Here is a 26,121-nt window from a genome sequence, read left to right as displayed (position 1 = left end):
AAAAATGAGGATTTTGTGAAAATCCTCGAAAACTAAATTATTCGAATCGAAAAGATTAACGCAAATGGTTGAGATTTACGAAGTCCATATCCGTAAAATCTTTGTTTTCTCCGGCCATTCCCCAGATAAAACTATAGTTGGCTGAGCCCGCACCTGCATGAATGCTCCACGGAGGTGAAATAATGGCCTGATGGTTTTGTATCCACATGTGGCGTGTTTCAGAAGGCTCGCCCATAAAGTGCATTACGCCCTGGTTTTCAGGTATATCAAAATAACAATACACTTCACTTCTACGATCATGAACATGTGGAGGCATAGTGTTCCAGATTGAACCCGTACTTAATACTGTTAGTCCCATCACCAGTTGACATGACATGATGCCATCATTGTGAATGTATTTATAAATAGTACGGTTATTGGAGGTCTCAGCTGCACCAAGGTTTACCGGAGAAGCCTGTTCCTTGGTAAACATTTTGTTTTCATAAGTCTGATGTGCCGGGGCAGAAAGTATAAAAAATCTGGCCGGGTTTGTAGCATCAGATGAGCTGAAACTTACATTTTGTGTTCCTTTTCCAAGATAAACACAGCTTAGTTTTTCAACCGAAAACTCCTGACCATCAGCTTTAACTACACCTAAGCCACCTACATTTATGATACCTATTTCTCTTCTTTCCAAAAAGAAATTGCTTTTAAGGGCTTCATAAGTTTCGAGCGTAAGTACCTGATTTACGGGCATTATTCCACCCAAAATCATTCGGTCATAATGCGTGTAAGTGAGTTTTATCTGATTTTCTTGGAAAAGTGTTTCGACTAAAAAATTCTCTCTTAAATCGCTGGTTTTCATAGTAGCTACCTCTCTTGGGCTGCTTTCGTAAATTATTTTCATTTTTATTGATAGGTATTCCTTTCGGGATATTTCGAATTATTTATTGTTGAATAAAAACATACATTATTTTTTATACAAAGACCTCAACAAGATGTATTACTTTAAAAAAAGTCTCATCTGCCCATCCATCCTCCATCCACTGTAATTATAGTACCATGAACATAGTCAGATAGTGAAGATGCCAGAAATACTGCAGGGCCTTTAAAATCCTCGGGCTGACCCCATCTTCCCGCAGGAATTCTTCCCAGAATAGAAGCACTTCTCTCGGGGTCATTTCTCAGGGCCTCTGTATTATCAGTTGCAATATAACCCGGAGCTATGCCATTGACATTCACACCTTTACTTGCCCATTCGTTTGCCAATGCTTTTATTAAACTTCCGATTGCTCCTTTACTTGCAGCATAGCCTGGAACGGTTATTCCGCCTTGAAAAGTAAGAAGAGAGGCTGTGAAAATTATTTTGCCAGCTCCACGATTTATCATTTCCTTGCCGATTTCCGGCTCAAAATAAATTGGGAATTTAGATTTACATCTATCACTTTATCCCACAGTTCATCATCATGTTCTGCCGCAGGTTTTCTTAAAATTGTTCCCGAATTATTTACCAAAATATCAATTACCGGATGATCTTTTTTTACTTTTTCTATAAATGCATAGAGTGAAATCCGGTCGGAAAAATCTGCCTGATAAGGAAAGAATTTTTTACCATAACCAGACACAGTTTGGGCAATGGCACTATCATCCAAAGGCATATTTGCTGACACTCCAATGATATTGGCACCGGCTTCGGCCAGGCCTTCTGCCATAGCTTTCCCGATGCCTCGATTGCAACCGGTTACAAGAGCTGTTTTGCCTGAAAGATCAATTTTTGTCATTATTATTTTAAAATTATTGTAAGATTAATCAGCAAATACCCTAAATACAATTAATGATTTCAAAATATTTATGCAATCGTTTTCATAGATTTGTTATTTTTAAAACCAAATCGATTAAAAATTAAGTGGAAACCAAACCAAGCACCCTGAAAGATATTGCTAAAGCCTTGGGGATGAGTACATCCACGGTATCAAGGGCTTTGAACGACAGCTATGAAATCAACGAAAAAACAAAAAAAATGGTCGTTGAGTATGCAAAAAGTGTTAATTATCGCCCTAATCCTATAGCTCTAAGTTTAAAAGAAAATAAAAGTTGGAGTATTGGAGTTGTGGTGCCGGAGGTAGCCAATAATTTTTTCTCTATGGCCATCAATGGTATCGAGGATGAAGCCAATGGTCGTGGCTATCAGGTAGTAATTTGTCAGAGCCATGAGTCCTTGGAAAAGGAAATTGACAATGTACGTCACCTGGCAACCCGGAAAATTGATGGTCTTTTGATATCACTTTCAGGTAAAACCAATGGGATTGAGCACGTGATGCAATATAGTCGAGACCCATATTCGGTAGTTTTTTTTGATCGTGTACCGGAGTTTGGAACTTACCATAGGGTGGTTTCTGATAATTTTAAAGGAGCTTATGACGCCACCGAATATCTGATAAAAACCCTTGGGATCTCAAAAATTGCTCATATCACCAGTCCACCGAGTCTTTCAATAACACGTGAAAGACTGGAGGGTTACGAGGATGCATTGATTAAAAATGGAATCGAAGTTGACCCTAAGTTAATAAAATTTTGTGGTTTTGACCCTGAAGAGGCTTACCAGACGATGAATCAATTAATTTCTGAGTTACAACCCGAAGCATTTTTTGTTGCCAGTGACAGACTCGCCCTAAACTGTTATGAGGCATTTTTGAAGAATAAACCTTATTCCAAAAAACCGGTTCCTTTTCTGGGATTTACCAATTTGTCGGTCTCCCATTTATTCAATCCCAAAATATTAACAGTGGTTCAACCAGCCTATGAAATTGGCCGGAATGCTGCCCGAATATTAATTGACTCAATTGAATCGAAGAAAAAAAATAAAGAATTTGAAAATATAATACTCGAAACCAAATTAAAAATTGAGTAGTATATTTGTTCACTTTCTTACAAAATCACTATGACGACCAAGGTCAAAATCATTAGTATTACCGAATTCTGGGTGGTATTTTTTATATTATTTGTAAAAAATCTTTTACTGAGTTTCCTGTATCAGGGGCAAAACTTAGGTTTGGCTGATCCTCAAAAGGTATTCCTGTTTTATTTTGCTTTCAATGTTTTCGATTGGGCGGTTTTTTGGTGGGTTGGGCGTAGGATTCTTGATTCAAAAGGTCAGAATATTTTAATGGCAATACTCAGTATCGGTTTTACGAGTATTCCGATATATTTTACTACTAGTCCAATCAGGCTGGACTATGATAACCTTTTGATGCAGTCTGTGTGCTATTTTATTCCTTTTTTGATATTTATTTTTCTAAAAAAAGCTCCCAAACTTATTTTTCTTCCGATTCTAATGGGTTTCGTTCCATTGGTTAATTTACTGATAGCCAATTCTTTTATTGGTAATATGTCAGTTTTGTTGCCGTTTTTCAAATTAGGTTGGCTTCAATGGATTCAGGCCGAAGGAATATTGCTTGATTTTGGTCTGGCATTTGTTCAAAGTGTGTTATGGGCAGCCTTATTTATTTTGTTTCATGAAATAAACCACCAGTTTTTTGGTTTAAAATCCTGGAGATTTGATGTCGAATTTCCACTCAAAAAGTCTTACTTAATAATTATATTTTTTGTTTTCAAAACATTGATTTACTGGATGTTGTCTTCATTGCTGATAGCGATGTTGGGTAATTCTTCGGTTTCATTGTTTTCAAACAGACCGGGGTTGGTTCTTTCAGCCATAGGTTTTTTGGGGATTTTATCTATTTCGGCTATTTTCTTCAGGAAATATATTACGATGTATTTTTATGATAAAGTAGGAAATAGCAACTGGTTATACATGGGCTTTTTTATTCCGTTTGTTGATATTATTGCTCTGGTGGTCACGTTATTTGTGCCTTTCTCCATCTCTAAAAAAATAATAAATCTTCGGTTCAGCAGGAAAAACCTGGTATATTTTGTGTCAATTTTGCTTCTTGGATATGCTTTATATTCTTATTGGTTTCATATCAGGCTTACACCTTCAAGTAGTCAGGATCTACGTTATTCTCTTTTTTTAAGCAGAATATTTCTGCCAATTTCAATAATTGCAGGCATGTTTTTATCATTGAAAAGCGTCAATTTTTACAAAGGAATGCTGATTATTTTATTGTTGTTGGTGCCCGTGTTTTCAATGTTTATTTTGCCAAAAATCGAAACTTCCGGTAATATTTTTCTTCTTATCAATACCGCTCAGGTTTTCCTGCAGGTTGGCTTATTCCTGTTTTTTGTTTATCCTATTTTATATTTTAAAGAGTTTTTGAAAATAAAATAACCCTACCTGCAATCTTAAAAATATTCATTTGCCGGAAGTTTGTAAAAGAACTCCGGCATATTTTTTTTCGAATATTATCCTATTCGATTTTCCTTTTAATAATATGAAATATGAAGTTTTTCTAATGAAAGCATTAATGTTTTCCCCCGGATTTAAGTAAACAACGCACTGATAATCTGACCGTATTCTTGATTAAAATAAATTGAGGTTTAATCCAATTTCCATTATTTCGAAATCCGAAATTTAGGATTAAAAAAATCCCCGACCGGAGCCGGGGAAATGTAGTTTATTTATCTAGTTTTGGTTATTTTCAATGGGACACAAATCGCAGGCGGACAATAACAACTATCCTGAACGATTATTGGGCAACAGCCACTTATACAAGCCTGACCATCAATGATGACGGTGTAGTCACCTGCGGCAGATATCGTTACACTTGAAGTATTTGCTCCGGGAATATCCACGCCATTTCGTTGCCACTGGTAGGTAGTATGGCCTGTGGTGGTCGAAAGGGTAGTAGTCTCACCTTTTGAAACACAAATGTTGATTGGCAGACTTTTACATGATTTAGTGTAATCGTCCTCAGTGCTTACCTGATTTCCCGGATTGGAATCAACATCGTTGTATTCTGAAGAATCAATATAAGCGATGTTACACATCAGGCCGCCAATTTGTGTCAAGACTCGAGCTCTTATTGTCAATGTATCAGACTGACCGCTAGAAAGACTCAGGTTGTCCCAAACTCCAGTGGCACTGTTGAAGGTACCATTCGTGGTCGTTGCCGATACAAAACTTACTGTTGATGGCAGACTGTCGGAAATAATCACTGCTGAAGGCAATGACATAGTATCCTGACGGGTGACCACTACCTGATAAGTAACGGTGTCGCCTATTGCTACCTCACAAGTGCCGATTATGTTGGAACTTAATGCAAAGTCAACTTTTGGTATCGTTACAACTGTGGTGTCATTCAGTCCAGGATTTGCCGGATTATTGTCATCGGAAATGTCTGAAACCAAATCACCTTCGGGGTCAGTACCATAAACAATTGCCGAGTTACTCACAGAACCTCTTATTATGTCAGTTGGAGTCAAAATATAAGAACCGGTTGCTGTTCCGCTTTGTCCAGCCAATAGTGAATCAGGACTCAAAGTTATTGGAGAAGCATTCAGCAAACTGTCAATGATATAAATATTCCTGAGGGTATTTTCTCCTGTGTTGGTAACAGTAAATGTATAATTGATAGTATCACCTACAAAGCCTTTTCCGGACAAAATACCTGTTTTTACCAATGTTATTTCCGGAATTTGTGCGAAAATACCAATGCCAACAGAATTATTTATTTCTCCACTTGTAATCGTATAATTTGTTGAAATACCAGTTCCAGCGTTAATATCACTGTCAAGATTGTCATCAGATCCGGAATCTGTTGGAGAATATACGAAGCCGCTTGGCTTTAGAATACTAACCGAGTATTGACCAGGAGCCAGACTATCAAAATTAAAGAGGCCATTTGAGTCTGAAATTGTACTTAGGTTTATTAGTGATCCGCTTCCGGTTACACCAGTTAAATATACCGTGGTGTTCGGCATGGGTGATTCAGTCAAAACTTGAAGTCCATCGCGATCGTCATCATTCCAAACTATACCTGAAAGAGTTGAAAATTGATACTGAGCGGCATCGACATTATCCAGATTTTGTCCACCTGTAATGACAATCGGCGAGGAGTCTCCAAATGCGTTTATTATATCAGAATCTAATGTATCTGTAATTTCTTGATTTTCAGGTGCAAAAGCAAATCCTGAAGGCAGATCAACATTAATCTGATAAGTGCCCGGGTCAATATTTGTGAAATAATATTTACCCAATGAATCAGTTAAAGTGTTGATATTTATCGTATCTCCAAGATAAGTTATTCCTGTAAGGGTGACATTTATGCTGTCCAATCCAGGCTCACCTATTTCCTGAATACCATTTCCATTAAGATCATTCCATACGAAATCTCCAATTATTGATTTTTCATAAAGCATTAATCCGGCATCTGCTGAATCCAATTTTATTATCTCCTCATTTCCTGCCGAAGAAATAGTAATCAGGTCAGTTCTGCTCGTTAATACGTTTACATCACTGTCTTTGGAACTATCCAATCCCTGGTTTTTCAGTGTAAATGCTTCATAGAGAAGTGGTTTTACAAAACTAACATAATACTGACCAATGGTAAGGCTGTCAAATTCGAAATTGCCCGTTGAGTCTGTTGTTTTGCTTGAGATTAGGTTATTAGAATAATCATAAATCCTCACTGTAACACCCGAAATACCAGTTTCGGTGCTATCCTTGATACCATTTCTGTTCGTATCTTCCCAAACCATATCCCGGATGGTTCCGACTTTTATAAAACCGGCGTCAATTTCTGTATTATCTCTTCTGAGATGCCTTCTTGGATATGCTGCACTTACCGTTACTTTTGTGGAGAATCCAGATATACGGTCAAAATCAGAATCAGAAGAAGAATCAGCAGACACTGAATTATTATTTGTGAAAATAAATCCGGATGGAATCTGAACTTTCACTAAATATTCACCTGCTAACAGACTATCAAACAAATATTTACCATTTGAATCTGTTAAAACTGAATCAAGAATTATTCCTGAGGTATCAGCCAGATATAGTTTAACATTTGGCAATCCACTTTCACCCAAATCAAATTTACCATTTTGATTGTCATCTCTCCAAACCTGATCACCGATGGATCCATAAATCATCTGGAGAACAGTGGTACTTGCTGTGGCTGTACACCCATTTAAGGCAGTGCCCGTAACAGTGTAAGTTCCAGGAATTGAAATGTTTACAGAGTCTGAGGTTCCAAGTCCGGCTGACCATGAATATGTGCTAGCACCACTTGCAACCCTGGCAACAGTTTGACCGGTGACAAATAGCGTATCCATACCCGATATATTTACCACCGGAACAACGATGTCTCTGAATACTTCAACGGAGGCGGTTGAGGTACAACCATTGGTTGCAGTAACAGTAACATTGTACGTTCCAGGGCTTGAAATATTTACCGAGTCATTGGTTCCGAGTCCATCAGACCATGCATATGTCACACCTCCGCTCGCTACCCTCATTACTGAGGTTTTTGCACAGGTGATTGTATCTATTCCGGAAATTGCTGCAATAGGCTTGAGAGTATCAACAGTGACCGTTATGGTATCATAACCGACACAACCATTTGCAATCCTGGTTTTTGACATATAGTAAGTCGTAGTAACAGAAGGTCTGGCCATAGGTCTTGATATCACGGCTGAACTTAATCCTGAAGAAGGAGTCCATGCATAAGAATGTCCGGCTTGAGAAACTTCTCCTATAAAGTTCCCGGTTGGGTTTTGCGAACAACTTATTGTGAAATCGGCACCAGCAGAGATCGACGGAATTGTTGTATTTACAGTAACCGTAATGGTATCAACATCAAAGAAAAGATTGTTGAGATTGGTTTTTGTAACATAATATGTGGTCGTAACCAATGGATTGGCCACCGGATTAGAGATGGTTGTGTCACTCAAACCAGTTGACGGATACCAACTATAAGAATGATTCACTTGAGATGCTTCTCCGATAGTTCTTCCAGATGGATTGATAATACATGTTTTGTTAAAATCTGCACCTGCATTTGCTACTGGAACTGAGCTATCTACAATTAGATTTTGTTCGTCATAATCATCCTCAGTCGTCACACCATTTCCTGGTGTACTATTAGGGTCAAACTGGTCAGAACTTGTTATTTCGGCAGTATTGAGATAGGTTACTCCGGAAACAGGTTGCTGAACGATTCCTGAATAATTCAGAAAAACGGTGTCATTAGCTGCAATTGAGACTATATTCCAGTTAATATTTGAAATATTCAATACTCCACCATTGTTGATATTCATTATACTACCCAGACCATTTGGAATTATGTCGTTTACCGCAACGTTTGTAGCAGTGTCCGGGCCGGCGTTAATAATCGTAATTGTATAATTTACAGTGTCACCAACAATTGGAGTAGTTAAATCTTCAGTTTTTACCAGGCTGATATCGGCTACTTTTGACAAAATGTTCACTTCATCCTGATCATTTTCAGCAGGATTGTCATTACCCGGAGTACTGTTAGGGTCATATTGATCTACTTCGAGAATCTGGGCAATATTATTGAAAGTCACACCAAAACCCGGAGCAGCCACCGTAGCCTGATAAGTAAGCACGATGCTGTCAGCAGGAACTATCGAAGCGATATTCCAGACGATAGAATCACCTGCATACACACCAGAAGCCGAGATATTACGGATATTACTCAGACCATTAGGCAGGAAGTCACCCGCCACGATATTGGTGGCAGTATCTGGTCCGGCATTGTAAATTTTTACAGTATAAGTGATTGTATCACCCACATTAGGGTTGGCATCACTAACAACTTTCACCAAAGAAATATCGGAAGACCTTGGAGAGACAATGATTTCATCCTGATCATCTTCAGCAGGGTTATCATTGCCCGGAGTACTGTCAGGGTCGTGCTGGTCAGTATCAGTAATCTGAGCGATATTGTTATAATTATTTCCAGGTAAAAGTGGTAAAACAGTCGCCTGATAAGTCAAGAGTATAGTATCGTTGGCAGGAACAGAAAGTCCTGTCCAGTTGATAGTTGATCCTGAAAGCAAGCCACCATTACTGATGTTGATGATATTGTTGAAGCCATTTGGCATAATATCTTCGACAGCCACACCTGTTGCTGAATCAGGTCCTGCATTAGCCAAAGCGATAGTGAATGTCACCACATCTCCTACATTAGGTCTGATATTATTTACCGATTTGGTAAGTGTAATATTGGCCACCTGAGGCACGATAGTGATTTCATCCTGATCATTTTCGGCAGGATTGTCATTACCTGGAGTACTGTTAGGGTCAAACTGATCCACATCGTGAATCTGGGCAATATTATTGAAAGTCACACCAAAACCCGGAGCAGCCACCGTAGCCTGATAAGTAAGCACTATGCTGTCAGCAGGAACAATCGAAGCGATATTCCAGACGATAGAATCACTTGCATACACACCTGAAGCCGAGATATTACGGATATTAGTGAGACCATTAGGCAGGAAGTCACCCGCCACGATATTGGTGGCAGTATCTGGTCCGGCATTATAAATTTTTACAGTATAAGTGATTGTATCACCCACATTAGGGTTGGCATCACTAACAACTTTCACCAAAGAAATATCGGAAGACCTTGGAGAGACAATGATTTCATCCTGATCATCCTCAGCCGGGTTATCATTGCCCGGAGTACTGTCTGGGTCATGCTGGTCAGTATCAGTAATCTGAGCGATATTGTTATAATTATTTCCAGGTAAAAGCGGTAAAACAGTCGCCTGATAAGTCAATAATAAAGTATCGTTGGCAGGAACAGAAAGTCCTGTCCAGTTGATAGTTGATCCTGAAAGCAAGCCACCATTACTGATGTTGATGGTATTGTTGAAGCCATTTGGCATAATATCTTCGACAGCCACACCTGTTGCTGTATCAGGTCCTGCATTAGCCAGAGCGATAGTGAATGTCACTACATCTTCTACATTAGGTCTGATATTATTTACCGATTTGGTAAGTGTAATATTGGCAACCTGAGGCACGATAGTGATTTCATCCTGATCATTTTCGGCAGGATTGTCATTACCTGGAGTACTGTTAGGGTCATATTGATCCACATCGAGAATCTGAGCAATATTATTGAAAGTCACACCAAAACCCGGAGCAGCCACCGTAGCCTGATAAGTAAGCACGATGCTGTCAGCAGGGTCAATCGAAGCGATATTCCAAACGATAGAATCACCTGCATACACACCTGAAGCCGAGATATTACGGATATTAGTGAGACCATTAGGCAGGAAGTCACCCGCCACGATATTGGTGGCAGTATCTGGTCCGGCATTATAAACTTTTACGGTATAAATGATTGTATCACCCACATTAGGGTTGGCATCACTAACAACTTTCACCAAAGAAATATCGGAAGACCTTGGAGAGACAATTATCTCATCCTGATCATCTTCAGCCGGGTTATCATTGCCCGGAGTACTGTCAGGGTCATGCTGGTCGGTATCAGTAATCTGAGCGATATTGTTATAATTATTTCCAGGTAAAAGTGGTAAAACAGTTGCCTGATAAGTCAAGAGTAAAGTATCGTTGGCAGGAACAGAAAGTCCTGTCCAGTTGATAGTTGATCCTGAAAGCAAGCCACCATTACTGATGTTGATGATATTGTTGAAGCCATTTGGCATAATATCTTCGACAGCCACACCTGTTGCTGTATCTGGCCCGACGTTAGCCAGAGCGATGGTGAATGTCACTACATCTCCTACATTAGGTCTGATATTATTTACCGATTTGGTAAGTGTAATATTGGCCACCTGAGGCACGATAGTGATTTCATCCTGATCATTTTCGGCAGGATTGTCATTACCCGGAGTACTGTTAGGGTCAAATTGATCTACATCGAGAATCTGAGCAATATTATTGAAAGTCACACCAAAACCCGGAGCAGCCACCGTAGCCTGATAAGTAAGCACGATGCTGTCAGCAGGAACTATCGAAGCGATATTCCAGACGATAGAATCACCTGCATACACACCTGAAGCCGAGATATTACGGATGTTAATCAGACCATTAGGCAGGAAGTCACCCGCCACGATATTGGTGGCAGTATCTGGTCCGGCATTATAAACTTTTACGGTATAAGTGATTGTATCACCCACATTAGGGTTGGCATCACTAACAACTTTCACCAAAGAAATATCGGAAGACCTTGGAGAGACAATGATTTCATCCTGATCATCTTCAGCAGGGTTATCATTGCCCGGAGTACTGTCAGGGTCATGCTGGTCGGTATCAGTAATCTGAGCGATATTGTTATAATTATTTCCAGGTAAAAGTGGTAAAACAGTCGCCTGATAAGTCAAGAGTAAAGTATCGTTGGCAGGAACAGAAAGTCCTGTCCAATTGATAGTTGATCCTGAAAGCAAGCCACCATTACTGATGTTGATGATATTGTTGAAGCCATTTGGCATAATATCTTCGACAGCCACACCTGTTGCTGTATCAGGTCCTGCATTAGCCAAAGCGATAGTGAATGTCACCACATCTCCCACATTAGGTCTGATATTATTTACCGATTTGGTAAGTGTAATATTGGCCACCTGAGGCACAATAGTGATTTCATCCTGATCATTTTCGGCAGGATTGTCATTACCTGGAGTACTGTTAGGGTCAAACTGATCCACATCGAGAATCTGAGCAATATTATTGAAAGTCACACCAAAACCCGGAGCAGCCACCGTAGCCTGATAAGTAAGCACGATGCTGTCAGCAGGAACTATCGAAGCGATATTCCAAACGATAGAATCACCTGCATACACACCAGAAGCCGAGATATTACGGATGTTAATCAGACCATTAGGCAGGAAGTCACCCGCCACGATATTGGTGGCAGTATCTGGTCCGGCATTATAAACTTTTACGGTATAAGTGATTGTATCACCCACATTAGGGTTGGCATCACTAACAACTTTCACCAAAGAAATATCGGAAGACCTTGGAGAGACAATGATTTCATCCTGATCATCCTCAGCCGGGTTATCATTGCCCGGAGTACTGTCAGGGTCATGCTGGTCTAAACCAATCAACTGAGCAATATTGTTATAATTTCTTCCGGCAATTATTGGAAGAACCGTTGCCTGATATGTCAATACCAAAGTTCCGGCATTTGGAATCGTCAAATTATTCCAATGAAGAATATTGGCAGCTCTTGTTCCCCCATGACTAATATTTGTAATGTTGGAATAGCCATTCGGCATAATGTCTTCCACATCTATACCAGTGGCGGTATCAGGACCGGCATTGGTTAGTGTCAAGATAAAAGTAATTACATCTCCAACGTTAGGTCTGATATTGCTAACTGTTTTAACTAAAGAAATATTTGCCTCAGTTGGAGATAGGGTTACCTGTGACTGATCGTCTTCAGCAGGGTTGTTATTTCCTGGAGTACTATTCGGATCAAATTGATCTAAACCGGTGATTTGAGCAATATTGGTAAAATTAATTCCTGGGTCTGGCTCGGCAACAACTATTTGGTAAGTAACGGTAACAGAATCCCCATTTGGAATATTTGCAATATACCATTCAAGATTACTGCCCACCATTGTACCAGAATGGCTCACATTCATTATGTTGGAATATCCATTTGGAATAGAATCTCTAACATATACATTAGTTGCGGCAAATGGTCCGGCATTTTTAATTTTCACAAAGAATGTAACCGTGTCACCCATATCAGGCAGGAGGGTATTTGAAGTCTTAATCAAACTTAAATTTGCCTGCTGAGGTACAGCAGTAACTTCATCCTGATCATTTTCACCTGTATTTCCATTTCCGGGAATACTATTTGGATCGTATTCGTTTACACTTTGAACCTGAACAATATTTGTGTGACTTATTCCGGCTCCAGACTGTAAAACAGTAGCCTGATAAGTGAAAACTTCATTTTGACCAATTGCTAATGAAGGGACAAACCATGTTATACTATCACCAACAAAGTTTCCTCCTCCGGTAATATTGGTTATGCCTGAATAGCCATTTGGAATTTTATCTGATATAACAATATTTGAAGCGGTATCAGGCCCGGAATTACTAAGTGTAATTGTGAACGTGACCATATCACCGGCTAAAGGATTGATATTGTTAATTTGCTTAATTATACTTAAATCTGCTACTTTAGGGTCAACCGTTACACCATCCTGATCATTTTCAAGGAAATTATTATTATTTGGGGTACTGTTTGGATCAAATTCATCACTAGCTGAAACCTGGGCAATATTGGTATAAATTACTCCCGGAAGTGGAGGTAGTACGGTAGCCTCATAAGTGACTGTTTGGTTAATTCCAAAAGGTATATTGGCAAAATTCCAGTTAATAACATTCCCAGTCAAAATTCCTCCTCCAGTAATATTTGAAATATTAGTATAACCATTCGGAATCGTATCTTTTACAGATACAAAATTTGCACTATCTGGTCCGAAATTTTGAATTTCAATTGTAAATGTAACCACTTCCCCAACCTGAGGAGCAGGATTGTTTACACTTTTGGTTAATGCCAAATCTGCTACCCTTGGAACCGATGTAACAGAAGATTGATCATCTTCAACCGGATTATCATTACTTGGTGTACTATTTGGATCAAACTGGTCAGAAGCGGTTATCTGGGCAGTGTTTGTAAAATTGATTCCAAATACCGGGGCATTTACAGTTGCCTGATAGGTTAGGGTAATATTAGAACCATTTGAAAGGTTCGGTATGTTCCAATTTATCGTATTTCCTGTTAAAATACCTGAATTACTTATATTTGAGACCAAAGAATAACCATTAGGAATTACATCTTCAATACTCACATTAGTTGCAGCATCTGGTCCCGAATTAGACAAAACAATCGAAAATGTTACAATATCACCAATGTTTGGAGTTGAATCGTTTATAGATTTGAGAAGGCTTAAATTGGCACCTTGCAACAATGCAGTAACCTCTGCCTGATCATCCTCTGTGTTTAAATTATTATTTGGACTACTATCTGGGTCAAATTGATCAGAAGCTGAAACTTGAGCTATATTGGTTTGACCAATTCCTGGCCCTGGGGCCAATACAGTTGCCTGATAAGTAAATGTTCTGCTTTGCCCACTTAATAAACTTCCAATATTCCATTCAATAGTATTCCCTGTAAGAATTCCTCCACCACTTATGTTTGTAATGGTATTAAAACCATTATCAATGACATTTGAAATATCAACATTTGTAGCTGCATCAGGTCCATCGTTATAAACTGTCACAGTATAGGTTACCACATCTCCAACGTTAGGAAGGATACTTGAAATTTGATTAGTTAAACGTAAATCGGCCACCTGAGGAACAACTGAAATAGTGTCCTGGTCATCTTCAGATGAAACATTGTTATTTGGAGTAGAATCAAAATCCAGTTCATTTGCTGCTGTAACCTGGGCCAATGTATTATAGGTTACCCCAGATCCGGGAGCCAGCACTGTTGCCTGATAAGTAAGTAAATTATTAGTGTTATTTGATAAACTGGCAAGATTCCAGGTGATTTCATTACCTGCAATGGAACCCCCATCACTAATTGAAGAAATTGACCCAAATCCATTCGGAATAACACTCTTCACTATTATTCCTGTGGCAGGACTATAGTCAGCATTTGTAAGATCAATAGTAAATGTCAAAACATCACCTACATTAGGATTTGCATTACTTGTACTCAAATCAAGTGCAAGGTCTATCAAGGCTGTCGGATTTGTGGAAGCCGAATCAGTATTATTGGTCAAGAATACGTCCGCCTGATCTCCGGCTATATTTGCAATATTAATATACCCGGTTGAAGGAACAACTCTGGTTGTTAATTGTAGATTTTCAGTATCTCCATTGTTCATGTAACCAACATTCCATGAGTTTCCAACCCAGGTTCCTTTTGAGGAAGCTGCTGCTACAATATTATATCCTGAAGGAACTACATCAGACACCACTACATTAGATGCTGCTGTCGGTCCATTATTAGTGGCAGTGATAGTAAATGTTACTGTATCACCCACATAAGGCGTAGAATTGTCAACAATTTTTGTTACAGCAAGGTCAGTAACAGCCAAACCAAAGTTTTTATTACATTCCCCCTGACCGGAAGATGCAAAACCGACGGCATAATAACCAGTTGGGTTAGGCAATGGTGTAGTCAATGAGTAACCTGTTGGGATTGGTTGAGTTAACTGAACAACATAATTGGCGGCAACAGGTTGTAAATAATCAACTTGTACGTTATCAAAATAAATAACATCGCCTGGCACCATCAAGGTACTACCCGAGGTCACAAATCTAATTGTTGTGGCAGATGAGATATAATCACTTATATCAAAGCTTATTGAACCGGTTTGATTACCATCAGCACCGGTAAATCTTTTAAGTAAATGCCATGATGAAGGGCTTGCTGAATTCGCAATTTGTAAATCAACATAGTCATTAACTTCCAATTCAAGGTTTTGTTCATTAAATGAAACTGACATTGTTGCAGAAAGTGCTCCATTCAAATTTAGGGACCTGTAAGCACCACTTACAACTCCAGCACTAGATTGGATTTGAAGACCTGTGGAACTTGAAATTTGAATGTTATTCTGACTAAAAGTGCCACCTTCACCAATTTTTATCCAGCTATTAGTCCAGCTGGTACTACCATTTGATTGGTTTGATATTCCACTGAAATTAAACTGGTCAAGATAATTCAGCGAATTGGTTGGAGGGTCAATGTGGAATTCATAATAGCCGGTTGAATCAGTTAATGTTGTTTGAACTGTAGGTTCGCCCACATTTGGCACACCATTATTATTTTGATCCAAAATCAAATTGACTCCGGCATTTACATATCCTGTTTCTCCTAAACCATATAATCCATTACTGTTACCGTCAACAAAAACAGTTCCTGTTACAGCATTTGAAAGTGGGCTGGAGGCACAAGAAACTGTAACATTTACTAATGCAATATCACAAACATTAGAGTCTTCTAAACTACAAACCCGATACTCAAATTGATCAGTTCCGAAATATCCTGGATTAGGAATATACCGTATTGTTCCATCCTGGTTAACACTCACAGTACCATGAGCTGGCACAATCGAAACACCTGTGAAAGAAACTAAACTTGTGTCAGGCTTTCCTAAAAATTCATTTTGAATTACATTAATATCTATTGCATTGTCTATTGTGGTAAATGCATTGTCATCAGTAGCTACCAGATGAGGTATTACCCCCAGATAATTATCTTTGTCACAAACACCTAAAACATTAAAAGTAGCTGTCTGTGTATCAAGCAAAGAAGGAGAATAAGCACCTAAAGTAGAAGCAGTATTGACCTTTGCAACATAACAGATTGGGGGGTTTCTATAATAAGACAATTCTACATTATCGATCCAGAAATAGTCATCAGTTGACACAGAACCATTGGTAATAAATTGTAATGTGTTAACCCCGTTGGCATTATACGCTGAAAGTGGAAGGTACACATTGGTATAGTTTAGGTCTGTTCCTACAGCCTGACCGTCATTTAAGGTAAATACAGTAGTACCATTTATTAAAACGCTTACGCCTTCTCCTTGTCTGTCAAGACTCTGTCTCCGATAACTAAATTTCAATAATGCACTTACAGTGTTATTAAAAGTTAGTGATCTGCTAATTCCATTTGAGGGTCCGGATAACCTGATGGCATTTCCCATGCCACCGGTACTGGCATCAGTAGTCACTCTAATATCACCTGAAGAAAAAGAGCCGTCATCACCAGATTCTGTCCAGTTGTTGTTCCATAATAGTCCCCCATCATTACCATTGAAGGCTGCAGTTGGATCAAAATTATCTCTGGCATTGTTACCATCCTGAGTACTAAATGAATAACGGCCACCTATATCGGAAACGGTTGATTCTGTTATGCCTTCACCAATATCAATTATTCCATTACAGTTTGCATCGATGTACAAATCGACTTGAACCCCTGCGGCACCCATTTCCCCATTGTATGTAGCATCATCAGGTGATGCTTCCACAAATACTTTTCCTCTGAAAAGATTCTCATTTGGATTTGCAATACAAGTAGATACGCGAACGGTTACTATGGCAACATCACAAATACTTGGATATTCGGCTGAACATACCCTATACTCGAAATAGTCGGTACCCTGGAAACCAGTATTTGGGGTGTATGTTACAGTTCCATCGGTATTTTTAATTACTATACCATTAGAAGGTTGTAGAAGTCCAAGCGTTGATAACGAGTTTTTATCAGGAGTACAAAGGAATCCATAATCATTGTTTTGTACTTCAATAATTACCGGTGTATCTGGTTCAGTATCACTCAAATCGTCATTTTCTATAATCAATTGTTGTAAGCATCTTGGTTCCAGAACATAACCCACATCCATTCCAGGGGAGCCTGGCAAAGCAACACTTGGGTCTTGTCCCCAAACTGCAGCAATTTTAGTTCCATCACAAGTATATACAGCTAGACCCGTCTGGTCGTTGTCTGAAGTATCAAAGATCCTGTAGCTTTGTAAAGCAGAAACCGGAACAGCTATATCGTATGGAATGCCACAAGGGCTTAATGTAGCAGTTTGAGTAGCTAAATTTCCATCAAATTTAATATAAAGAGTTGTTGCTGTAGGAGCAGTTACCCATACAGGATTATAATTTGCAGTACCATTACTACTGCCAGGTGCCCATGCAACACTTGCAAAAGTTGATAGGCGTGATTCTGGAATCATATTAAATGACCAGTCATATTGTAGCCCAGTAGCATCGGCATCAAAAACTGCTACAGCGGTATAAGCTTCTCCATTTCTACTTTTAAATCTATAGCCTGCGTTTTGGTTTAAATCCAAATAATTATTTGATTTCCCTGCCACGACAAAAGAACCTGTTGCACCCGTGCCAGAAGTCCAATCTATAGTAATTGGAGTAGCCAGATTGTTGGTGAAAAATGCAAATACCGGAGCAATGGCATTAGTAGTATGTGCTGGAGAGAAGTAGGTATCACCATAATAATTACCTGGAAGTAGTGCCATATTTCTGGTGCCATAGTGGTCGATTCCTCCAAAAACTACATCTACTCCAAAATCATTATTTGATGTCAGAATTGCTCCTGATTTTATATCATTTGCCAGATTAACGTCAGTAGGTAAACCTGGTGTTGAGGCCGTTCCGTTGTAATAAATAACATCACCTTCATTCATAGTTGGAGATGACAAGTCCACTAATCCATCTCCATCCAAATCGAGATTTACAATAGTTCCATTTTTAGAGGCTCTAACAAATAAACCGGTAAATTTAAATGCAGATGTTCCCCCAAGGGTCACATCTTCTCCAAATGGCACAACAAAAAACTTACCGAATCGAGTGATGTCAAAAACATTTGTTTTTAGGTTTTGTACATCAAAATTATTACTTCCAGTAGCTGATCCGGCATCTCCCGAAATTTTTGAAATAGCAATATCGCTCGAACTTAATATTTTATCCTTTCCATCGTAATAGATTTGATTTTGATCCCTTGGATTATATATGAAATGATTGTCAATAAGAATGTACCCACCCGCTGGAATTATATCAGTAGGATAACCTGGGGCAACGCCATTATTTAAAATTCCATCACCCCAGATTTCAGTGGAAAGCTGGATAGGAATAGTGATATCAGATTCATAACCATCTTCCCAATGGTCATATGATATAATATTTCCCGGATAAGGGATTTTTATACTTAATACTGTTCTGGCTGAATCAGTCAAGTAACTTACATCACCAGCATTCCACAAAGCTTGCCTTAGAAAATTAGTATTTTCCGGAAAAGGCAAATAATAAGTTTTACTCTTTGTTGCTTCGGAACAAGGATCATTTAATGTTTCATCAATTTGTAAAAATACTGTTGCCTGCGAACAACAAGAAGAGGAACCTCCAGAACAAACAGTGTATGTAAACTGATCAACACCATAAAAGTTACCATTAGGCAGATAGGTAATCTCGCCATTTGAGGCAATTTGTATGAAACCATTGTTGGGTTGAGATGCTATAGATATTTTTGTTGGATCTACATCACCCAAATCATTATTTAAAACCTGAATGATTGTCGGACTACCTTGCAAACCAGTTGCATTATCATCAAATGCCTCAATATAAATAGTAGTTATGTTATGGCTATTCATTCTTGGGCCATTACATCCTGTAGCAGAAGCTGTTACTGTTGATAATCCAGTCCATGTATTTACAAAAGTTACCTGTCCGGTGGAAGGATTAATTGTATTGCCGGCCAAAAGGCTAGTCGCATCCAAAGAATAAGTAATGCCAGTATTATTGGTTGCTGTAGCAGAATAAGTTGCTGTACCAGCACCCTGACATCTGGTTGAACCAGCACCCAAGCTAAAAATAGGTAAACCAACAGTTGGAGTTACAGTAATGTTATGATTTGACGATTTTGGTCCACTACAACCAGTTACAGTCGCAGTTACCACACTTGTGCCACTCCATCCTGCTGAAAAAGTAACCTCCCCAGTGCTTGAATTTATTGTGTTCCCTCCGGAAATACTTAGTCCATCAAGAGAATAAATTAGTGAAGTAAAATTCGTAGCAGTTGCCGTATAGGTTACAGCATTTGATCCCTGACATCTTATGGAAGTTGAACCCAAAGAAAAAATTGGGGTGGAAACTGATGGGGTTATGGTTATAGTATGCGTTTGTTGAGTAGGCCCATAGCATCCTGTAGCAGTAGCAGTTACCGTTGAAGTACCTGTCCAGGTCGATGAAAATGTTACAGCTCCGGTACTAGAATTTATAGTATTTCCTCCTGCCAAACTGCTTGCATCTAAAGAATATGAAATTCCTGTAGAATTGGCTGCCGTAGCCATATAAGTAACTGTTCCATTTCCCTGACAACGAACTGAACTTGCCCCAAGACTAAACACAGGAGTAAGGACAGCTTGATTTGTGGTCACAATATGATTTGCGGATTTTGGACCATTACAACCCCAAACTGTTACAGTTATAGTAGATGTCCCAAACCAACCCGGTGCAAATATTACTTCGCCTGTAAGTGAATCTATGGTATTACCACCCAATTGGCTGGTATTATCAAGATAATACTTAGTTTCAGTACTGTTTGTGGCACTAGCAGAGTAAGTAACAGACCCAGCAGCAATACATCTTGTAGAAGAATTTCCTAATGCAAAAACCGGATTTCCAACAGTTGGAGTTGTAGTAATATTATGTGTTGAAGTTAAAGGGCCTGCACAACCAGCTGCTGATGCAGTTACAGTTGAACTTCCGGACCAACCAGCCACAAATGTAACAACCCCGGTACTCGAATTAATGGTATTTCCTGCATTTCTTGAAGTAATATCTAGAGAATAGGTGATTCCAGTTGAATTAGTTGCTGTTGCCCCATAACTTACAGGACCGGCTCCCTGACATCTGATTGATGAATTACCTGAAAGAAAAATAGGAGCTTCGACAGGTTGACCAGTAGTTGCAAAATGGGTTGTACTTTTTGGACCATTACATCCCGTTGCAGTGGCAGTGATTTCTGAAGTACCAAACCAACCAGCTACATATGTTACCTCACCAGTAGTGGGGTTGATTGTATTTCCAGCCAAAATACTTGTTAGATCTAGTTCATAAGTGATTCCTGTATTATTTGAAGCTGAGGCAGAATATATTACAGAACCTACTCCCTGACATCTTCCTGAGGTATTTCCCAGTGCAAATACTGGAGTTCCAACTGTGGGAATAATGCTTACTGTATGTGTTGCAGTTTTTGGACCATTACATCCACTTGCAGTAGCAGTTATGATTGATGTTCCAGTCCATCCGGCTGTGAAAATCACTTCACCAGTTGCTGAATTAATAGTATTTCCTGCTGAAATACTGGCTGCATTCAACGAATAAACTATTCCTGTTGAATAAGATGCGGTGGCAGTATAGGTTACAGTATCAATTCCCTGACATCTTGTTGAAGTGGCACCTAATGCAAAAACAGGTGTAGCCACTGTTGAATTGGTAGTTACTTCATGAACTGCGGTAGTTGGTCCGTTACATCCTGTTGCGGTTGCTGTAATATAAGAAGTCCCAACCCAGGAACCTGAATAATTTACCCTGCCATTTGAAGAATTTATAGTATTTCCAGCTGCTAAACTGGTTGCATCTAAAGAATAAGTTAAACCTGTGCTATTTGAAACAGTTGCGGTATAGATTACATTAGTGTTCCCCTGGCAGCGTACCGAATTACTTCCTAATGAAAAAACTGGTGTAGTAACAGAAGGTGTCACAGTTACCGTATGATTTGCTGTTCTAGGTCCGTTACAACCGGCAGCTGATGCGGTAATAGTTGATGTTCCACTCCAAGTTCCTATATAAGTAACTTCACCTGAGGAGGCGTTTATTGTATTTCCAGCGGCTAAACTGGTGGCATCCAATGAATAAGTAATTCCAGTTGAATTGGTAGCATTCGCCGTATAAGTCACATTACCTGCTCCCTGACATCGGGTCGAGCTGGATCCAGATACAAAAGATGGAGTGCCAACAGATGGTGTGATAGTTATTGTATGTGTAGAGGTTGTTGGTCCATTACATCCGGTAGCTGTAGCTGTTACAGTTGATGTACCCGTCCAACCAGCCACAAAAGTAACGGCACCTGTGGCTGCCACAATTGTATTGCCTGCCAGCCTGCTGGTTAAATCCAAACTGTAAGTAATTCCTGAGGAATTAGTAGCAGTTGCTGAATAGGTTATTGTTCCAGCTCCCTGGCATCTTGTAGAGATTGCCCCTAAAGCAAAAACTGGTGTAGCTACCGACCCTGTTACAGTAACAGTATGATTGGAAGAAGAAGGTCCGTTACATCCTGTTGCGGTTGCGGTAATCACCGAAGAACCGGTCCATCCTGCAACCCATGTAACTGCTCCGGTTGATGAGTTAATTGTATTTCCTCCGGCGAGACTCAAAGCATCTAAAGAATACCTAATTCCGGTTGAGTTACTTGCTGTTGCACCATAACTAACTGTTCCGGCTCCCTGGCATCCCGTCGAAGTAGCACCTAAAGAAAATACCGGAATTCCAACAGTTGGTGTAACAGTGACAGTATGAGTTGCAGTTCTTGGCCCATTACAACCTGCAGCTGATGCTGTTATAACCGAAGTACCCGACCAGGTTGCCGAATAGGTTACTTCTCCGGTCGATGCATTTATGGTATTACCTCCTGTTAAACTAGTCGCGTCAAGCGAATAGGTTATACCAGTTGTATTTGTAGCAGAAGCAGTATAAGTGACGTTTCCGGCACCCTGACACCGTGTTGACGTTGACCCAGATGCAAAAACTGGTAATGAAACCGTAGGTGTAATAGTTACTACATGAGTTGATACAGTTGGACCATTACAGCCTGAAGCAGTAGCTGTAATGGTTGTTGTTCCCGTCCAACCAGCTACATAAGTTACCGCACCTGTTGAACTATTAATAGTATTTCCGCCAGCCAATGCCAGTGCGTCTAAGGAATATGTTATTCCGGTAGCATTTGTAGCAGTAGCTGAATAAGTCACAGTTGTTGCCCCTTGACATCTTACAGAGGTAGCACCAAGCGAAAAAACAGGTGATTGTACCGATCCATTATTCGAAACAGTATGAGTAGAACTTACAGGACCATTACAACCTGTTGACGTTGCTGTAATAATAGATGATCCGGTCCATCCAGCAACCCATGTTACTTCTCCGGTAGAACTGTTTATAGTATTTCCTGCCCCCAGGCTTAAAGCATCCAGGGAATATGTAATTCCTGTAGAATTTGACGATGTTGCACTATATGTTACAGATCCAGCACCTTGACATCTGTTTGAAGTCGCTCCCAATGCAAAAACTGGGTTGCCTACGGTTGGAGTTATTGTAACAACATGTGTTGAAACCGCAGGTCCGTTACAACCTGCCGCAGAAGCTGTAATAGTTGTAGTTCCTGACCAGGTTCCTGAATATGTAACCTGTCCGGTAGAACCATTTATCGTATTTCCTCCGGCTAAACTAGTTGCATCTAAAGTATAAGTGATACCCGTAGAATTGGCGGCTGTCGCACTATAGGTCACTGATCCGACTCCCTGACATCTTGTGGAAGTTGCCCCAGATGCAAAAACAGGTAAAGAAACCGTTGGAGTTATCGTTACAGTATGACTGGAAATTGCAGGTCCATTACATCCGGCAGCTGTAGCAGTTATTGTTGAAGTACCAGACCAGCCCGCTGCATAAGTAACCTGACCAGTTGATGCATTAATTGTATTTCCACCTGCCAGTGAAGTTGCATCCAAAGTATAGGCAATCGAAGTAGAGTTGGCAGCTGTTGCAGTGTAGGTTACAGTGTTATTCCCCTGACAACGTGTTGAACTTACACCCAATGAAAATACTGGAGTACTTACATCCGGAGTGAGTGTTAGTTGAACTGTAGCAGTGGCTGAGCAAGCAATACCATCATTTACAGTCAAAGTATAAATCCCTTCTTCTGAAGGAGAAACATTTAATAATGTTGGATTTTGTATTCCCGAAGTAAAACCATTAGGTCCTGTCCATGAAAACGATGTTCCTCCAACAGATCCACCTGTGAAGTTTGCCGTTCCTCCATCGCAAATCGGGCTATTTACACTTGCGGTTGCAGAAATAGGACTGTCGCAAATCGGATGAATACCAAGATCAAAACCCATATAAACGCTTTCTGCACCGGTAACTACTATGTCGTCAGTCAAAAGCAAAGAATCTCCACTGATATTTACCAAAAGGCTTCCATCAGAATCAAGATTGTCATTTCCTCCGGCATTGGCCAACGTCCCAATGTAATGAGTTGGTAAATGAACAGCTACATAATAATTCCCGTTTGGAATATTTGAAAATTGGTAATATCCGGGATTTCCTCCGGAATTGCTTGAAAGAGTATAGGTTATTAATGAATCTGCTAAAGGATTACGAATAGCCCCAAGTTTTTGGAATAAATCTACCCTAAGATTATTTTGACCGTTCGCAGTCCCTTCATCCTGAATACCATTAGCATTATTATCATACCAGATATAATTGCCAATCAAAGCAGGATTTACCGGATTGGACTCTATCCCAACTTTTATCGGTTCTGATGGTAATAATACTGAATTATTGTCATTTCTTGTTGCAATATATCCAAAAGAATTCCAGGCAGGTTGACCGGTTATTGAAGTGTTAATAGGAACCCTCATTGGCCATTGAATCACAATACTATCTCCTGGGGCCATTACCTGAGTACCAAAATCAAACTTTAACGATTGAACAGTCGTAATGTCAGATGGGGGAGTTAAGCTCCATGCTGGGGCATCACAGGGTGAAGGAATTCCTGGTGTTAATTGATCTCTGCATGGTTTATCGGCGGTACTATAAAATATCTGTACAGTAGGAACACTACTCACAATAGTGTCTATCAAAAATGGTCTCCATTGTGAACTTCGGGCTGATAAATCAATTACTCCAGAATCACCTACATATGGTAAAATATCAATGATTTTTATGTCCTTTAAGGCTACATTTCCCGAATTTTTGATTACCAGTTTAACATCGGCTTTTCCTCCGGGTGAAGAATTTCCTGATACCGGATATCTCTTGTATGAATTATCATTTGTACCTTTTACAAATTGAATAGCCTCTAGTCCGGCACCTGATGGAAAAACTACATTAAAATTCCTGTAGGCAGCCTGGAGTGTGTCATTGGAGAATCCATCTCCATCCATATTGTTGATATCAATATGTGTTCCATATAGTGCTGGGTCATACCAATCCCACCAAAGACTTCCTAAAACTTCTCCACCTAATTCGGATGTTTGATAACTCCGGTTTTGATAAGTTCCAGATGGTACACCTGACTTTATTTTAGCTTTTATCTGTACCCTAAATGTTTTCCCGGTTTTGTCAGATTGTCGTGTTACCGTGTAATTATATTTAAACCTTAAAAAGGTTTGACCGGTACCTAAATAATTGTCAATTTTTGTAAATGTCGGTTGTAGATTTGTACCTCCAAATGGATTCCCCCACATTTCATTTGATGTGTATGAAATGTAATCAAGTTCAGGAGGAAGAAGACCTATAACAGTAGGATTTATTTGGTCTAATCCGGTTACTTCAGAAATTCCTCCAAAAAGATTAAATGTCAATGTATCTCCTGCAAGATAACCTGATTTTGGGTTTTCTATCTCATTTTCAACTACAAAGGCCTGGGTTGGACTTGAGGTTACAACGTTTGCACACGAATTTACATTTATAGGGGCTGAATTCATTACACCATTTGCGGCAACACAGTTATTTACTGTAGAACCAATTGGTGTACCAGGTAATATATATCCTAAAATTCTCCCTTCGTGAAAGTTTGGCAACCATTGAAAAAATTGACCGCCTCCGGGAATAGGTTGGAGGTAATTAAACCTTAATTCTGTTACGTATTCTCCAATCGGTACCCCAATGTCATCAGGAGAAAGATAATATTCCTGTGATAAATCATAACTTCCACCAGCTCCAAGGGTCCATGATGAATTTAAGTTAGTTTTGTAATATATATTATAAAAAATTCCACTAGCATCCCTGAATCCCACTGGTGAAAATATGGTAAGTCTCATTTCTGCAGGAATTACTTCAGTAAATTCAAGGTTATTTATACTGTAAGTCTGACTGCTATTTGCCCAAGCAAAGGTGTATAAAACCCCATTTCCTTCAGATGCTTCTTGAATCGCATTTTTAAAAGTATAAATAGTATTGGCCCATGAATACACAAATCCGTTGGTCAAAGTGGTAGAGACCGTATTAGAAAAAATACCTCCAGTACCCTGGGCAGTATTATTTGCAACTGTTCCATTTGGAGTGTAGTTTTTAAATGCCGCTACAATTTGCACTTCATCACTTGTCCCGTTTAAAGTCGGGTTCATTGTGATTGTAACCTCATGTGAACCTGAATTGTAATTCACTGATTGTACATTACCGGTCGGAGAGCTTGCCGCCAAAAAATCAAGATTGGAAGAAAGCAAATCGGTAACAACCACATTAGAACATGTCCCGCTTGTCCCGGGGCAGTTAATCTGGATGGTGTAAGTGAAAGGAGTACCCGGATCAGCTGTAACTTGGTCAACACTCTTTGACAAAGCAATCTGAGCCCAGGATTTGTTTATGTTTAATATTAGGAAGCCCGTAAGAATAATGAAATAAAACTTTTTCAT

General features: G+C 39.5%; 4 protein-coding genes and 1 pseudogene. 2 read left to right on the top strand and 3 right to left on the bottom strand.

Annotated elements, in window-relative coordinates:
- Window positions 1–55: 55 nt before the first annotated feature.
- Window positions 56–886 (bottom strand): 5-dehydro-4-deoxy-D-glucuronate isomerase, encoded by an 831-nt coding sequence (kduI, locus tag IPP61_02550; protein ID MBL0324052.1) that lies wholly within the window; start codon window positions 884–886, stop codon window positions 56–58.
- A gap of 113 nt (window positions 887–999) precedes the next feature.
- Window positions 1,000–1,763 (bottom strand): annotated as a pseudogene (locus IPP61_02545) (SDR family oxidoreductase).
- 122 nt (window positions 1,764–1,885) lie between these two features.
- Here IPP61_02545 and IPP61_02540 point away from each other — a divergent pair.
- Window positions 1,886–2,890, top strand: a complete 1,005-nt coding sequence (locus IPP61_02540) for a LacI family DNA-binding transcriptional regulator (GenBank protein ID MBL0324051.1) — start codon at window positions 1,886–1,888, stop codon at window positions 2,888–2,890.
- Between the two features lie 30 nt (window positions 2,891–2,920).
- Complete coding sequence (locus IPP61_02535) at window positions 2,921–4,267, top strand: hypothetical protein (GenBank protein MBL0324050.1); 1,347 nt, start codon at window positions 2,921–2,923, stop codon at window positions 4,265–4,267.
- A gap of 290 nt (window positions 4,268–4,557) precedes the next feature.
- Here the strand turns inward: IPP61_02535 and IPP61_02530 are convergent, their stop codons facing one another.
- A complete protein-coding gene (locus IPP61_02530) occupies window positions 4,558–26,121 on the bottom strand; it encodes a DUF11 domain-containing protein (GenBank protein MBL0324049.1) in 21,564 nt (7,187 codons plus the stop codon).

The organism is Cytophagaceae bacterium (assembly GCA_016722655.1).
Classification (GTDB): Bacteria; Bacteroidota; Bacteroidia; order Cytophagales; family Spirosomataceae; genus Leadbetterella.
The sequence above is the reverse complement of the archived record's forward strand: the minus strand, read 5'-3'. Positions and strand labels throughout refer to the sequence as shown.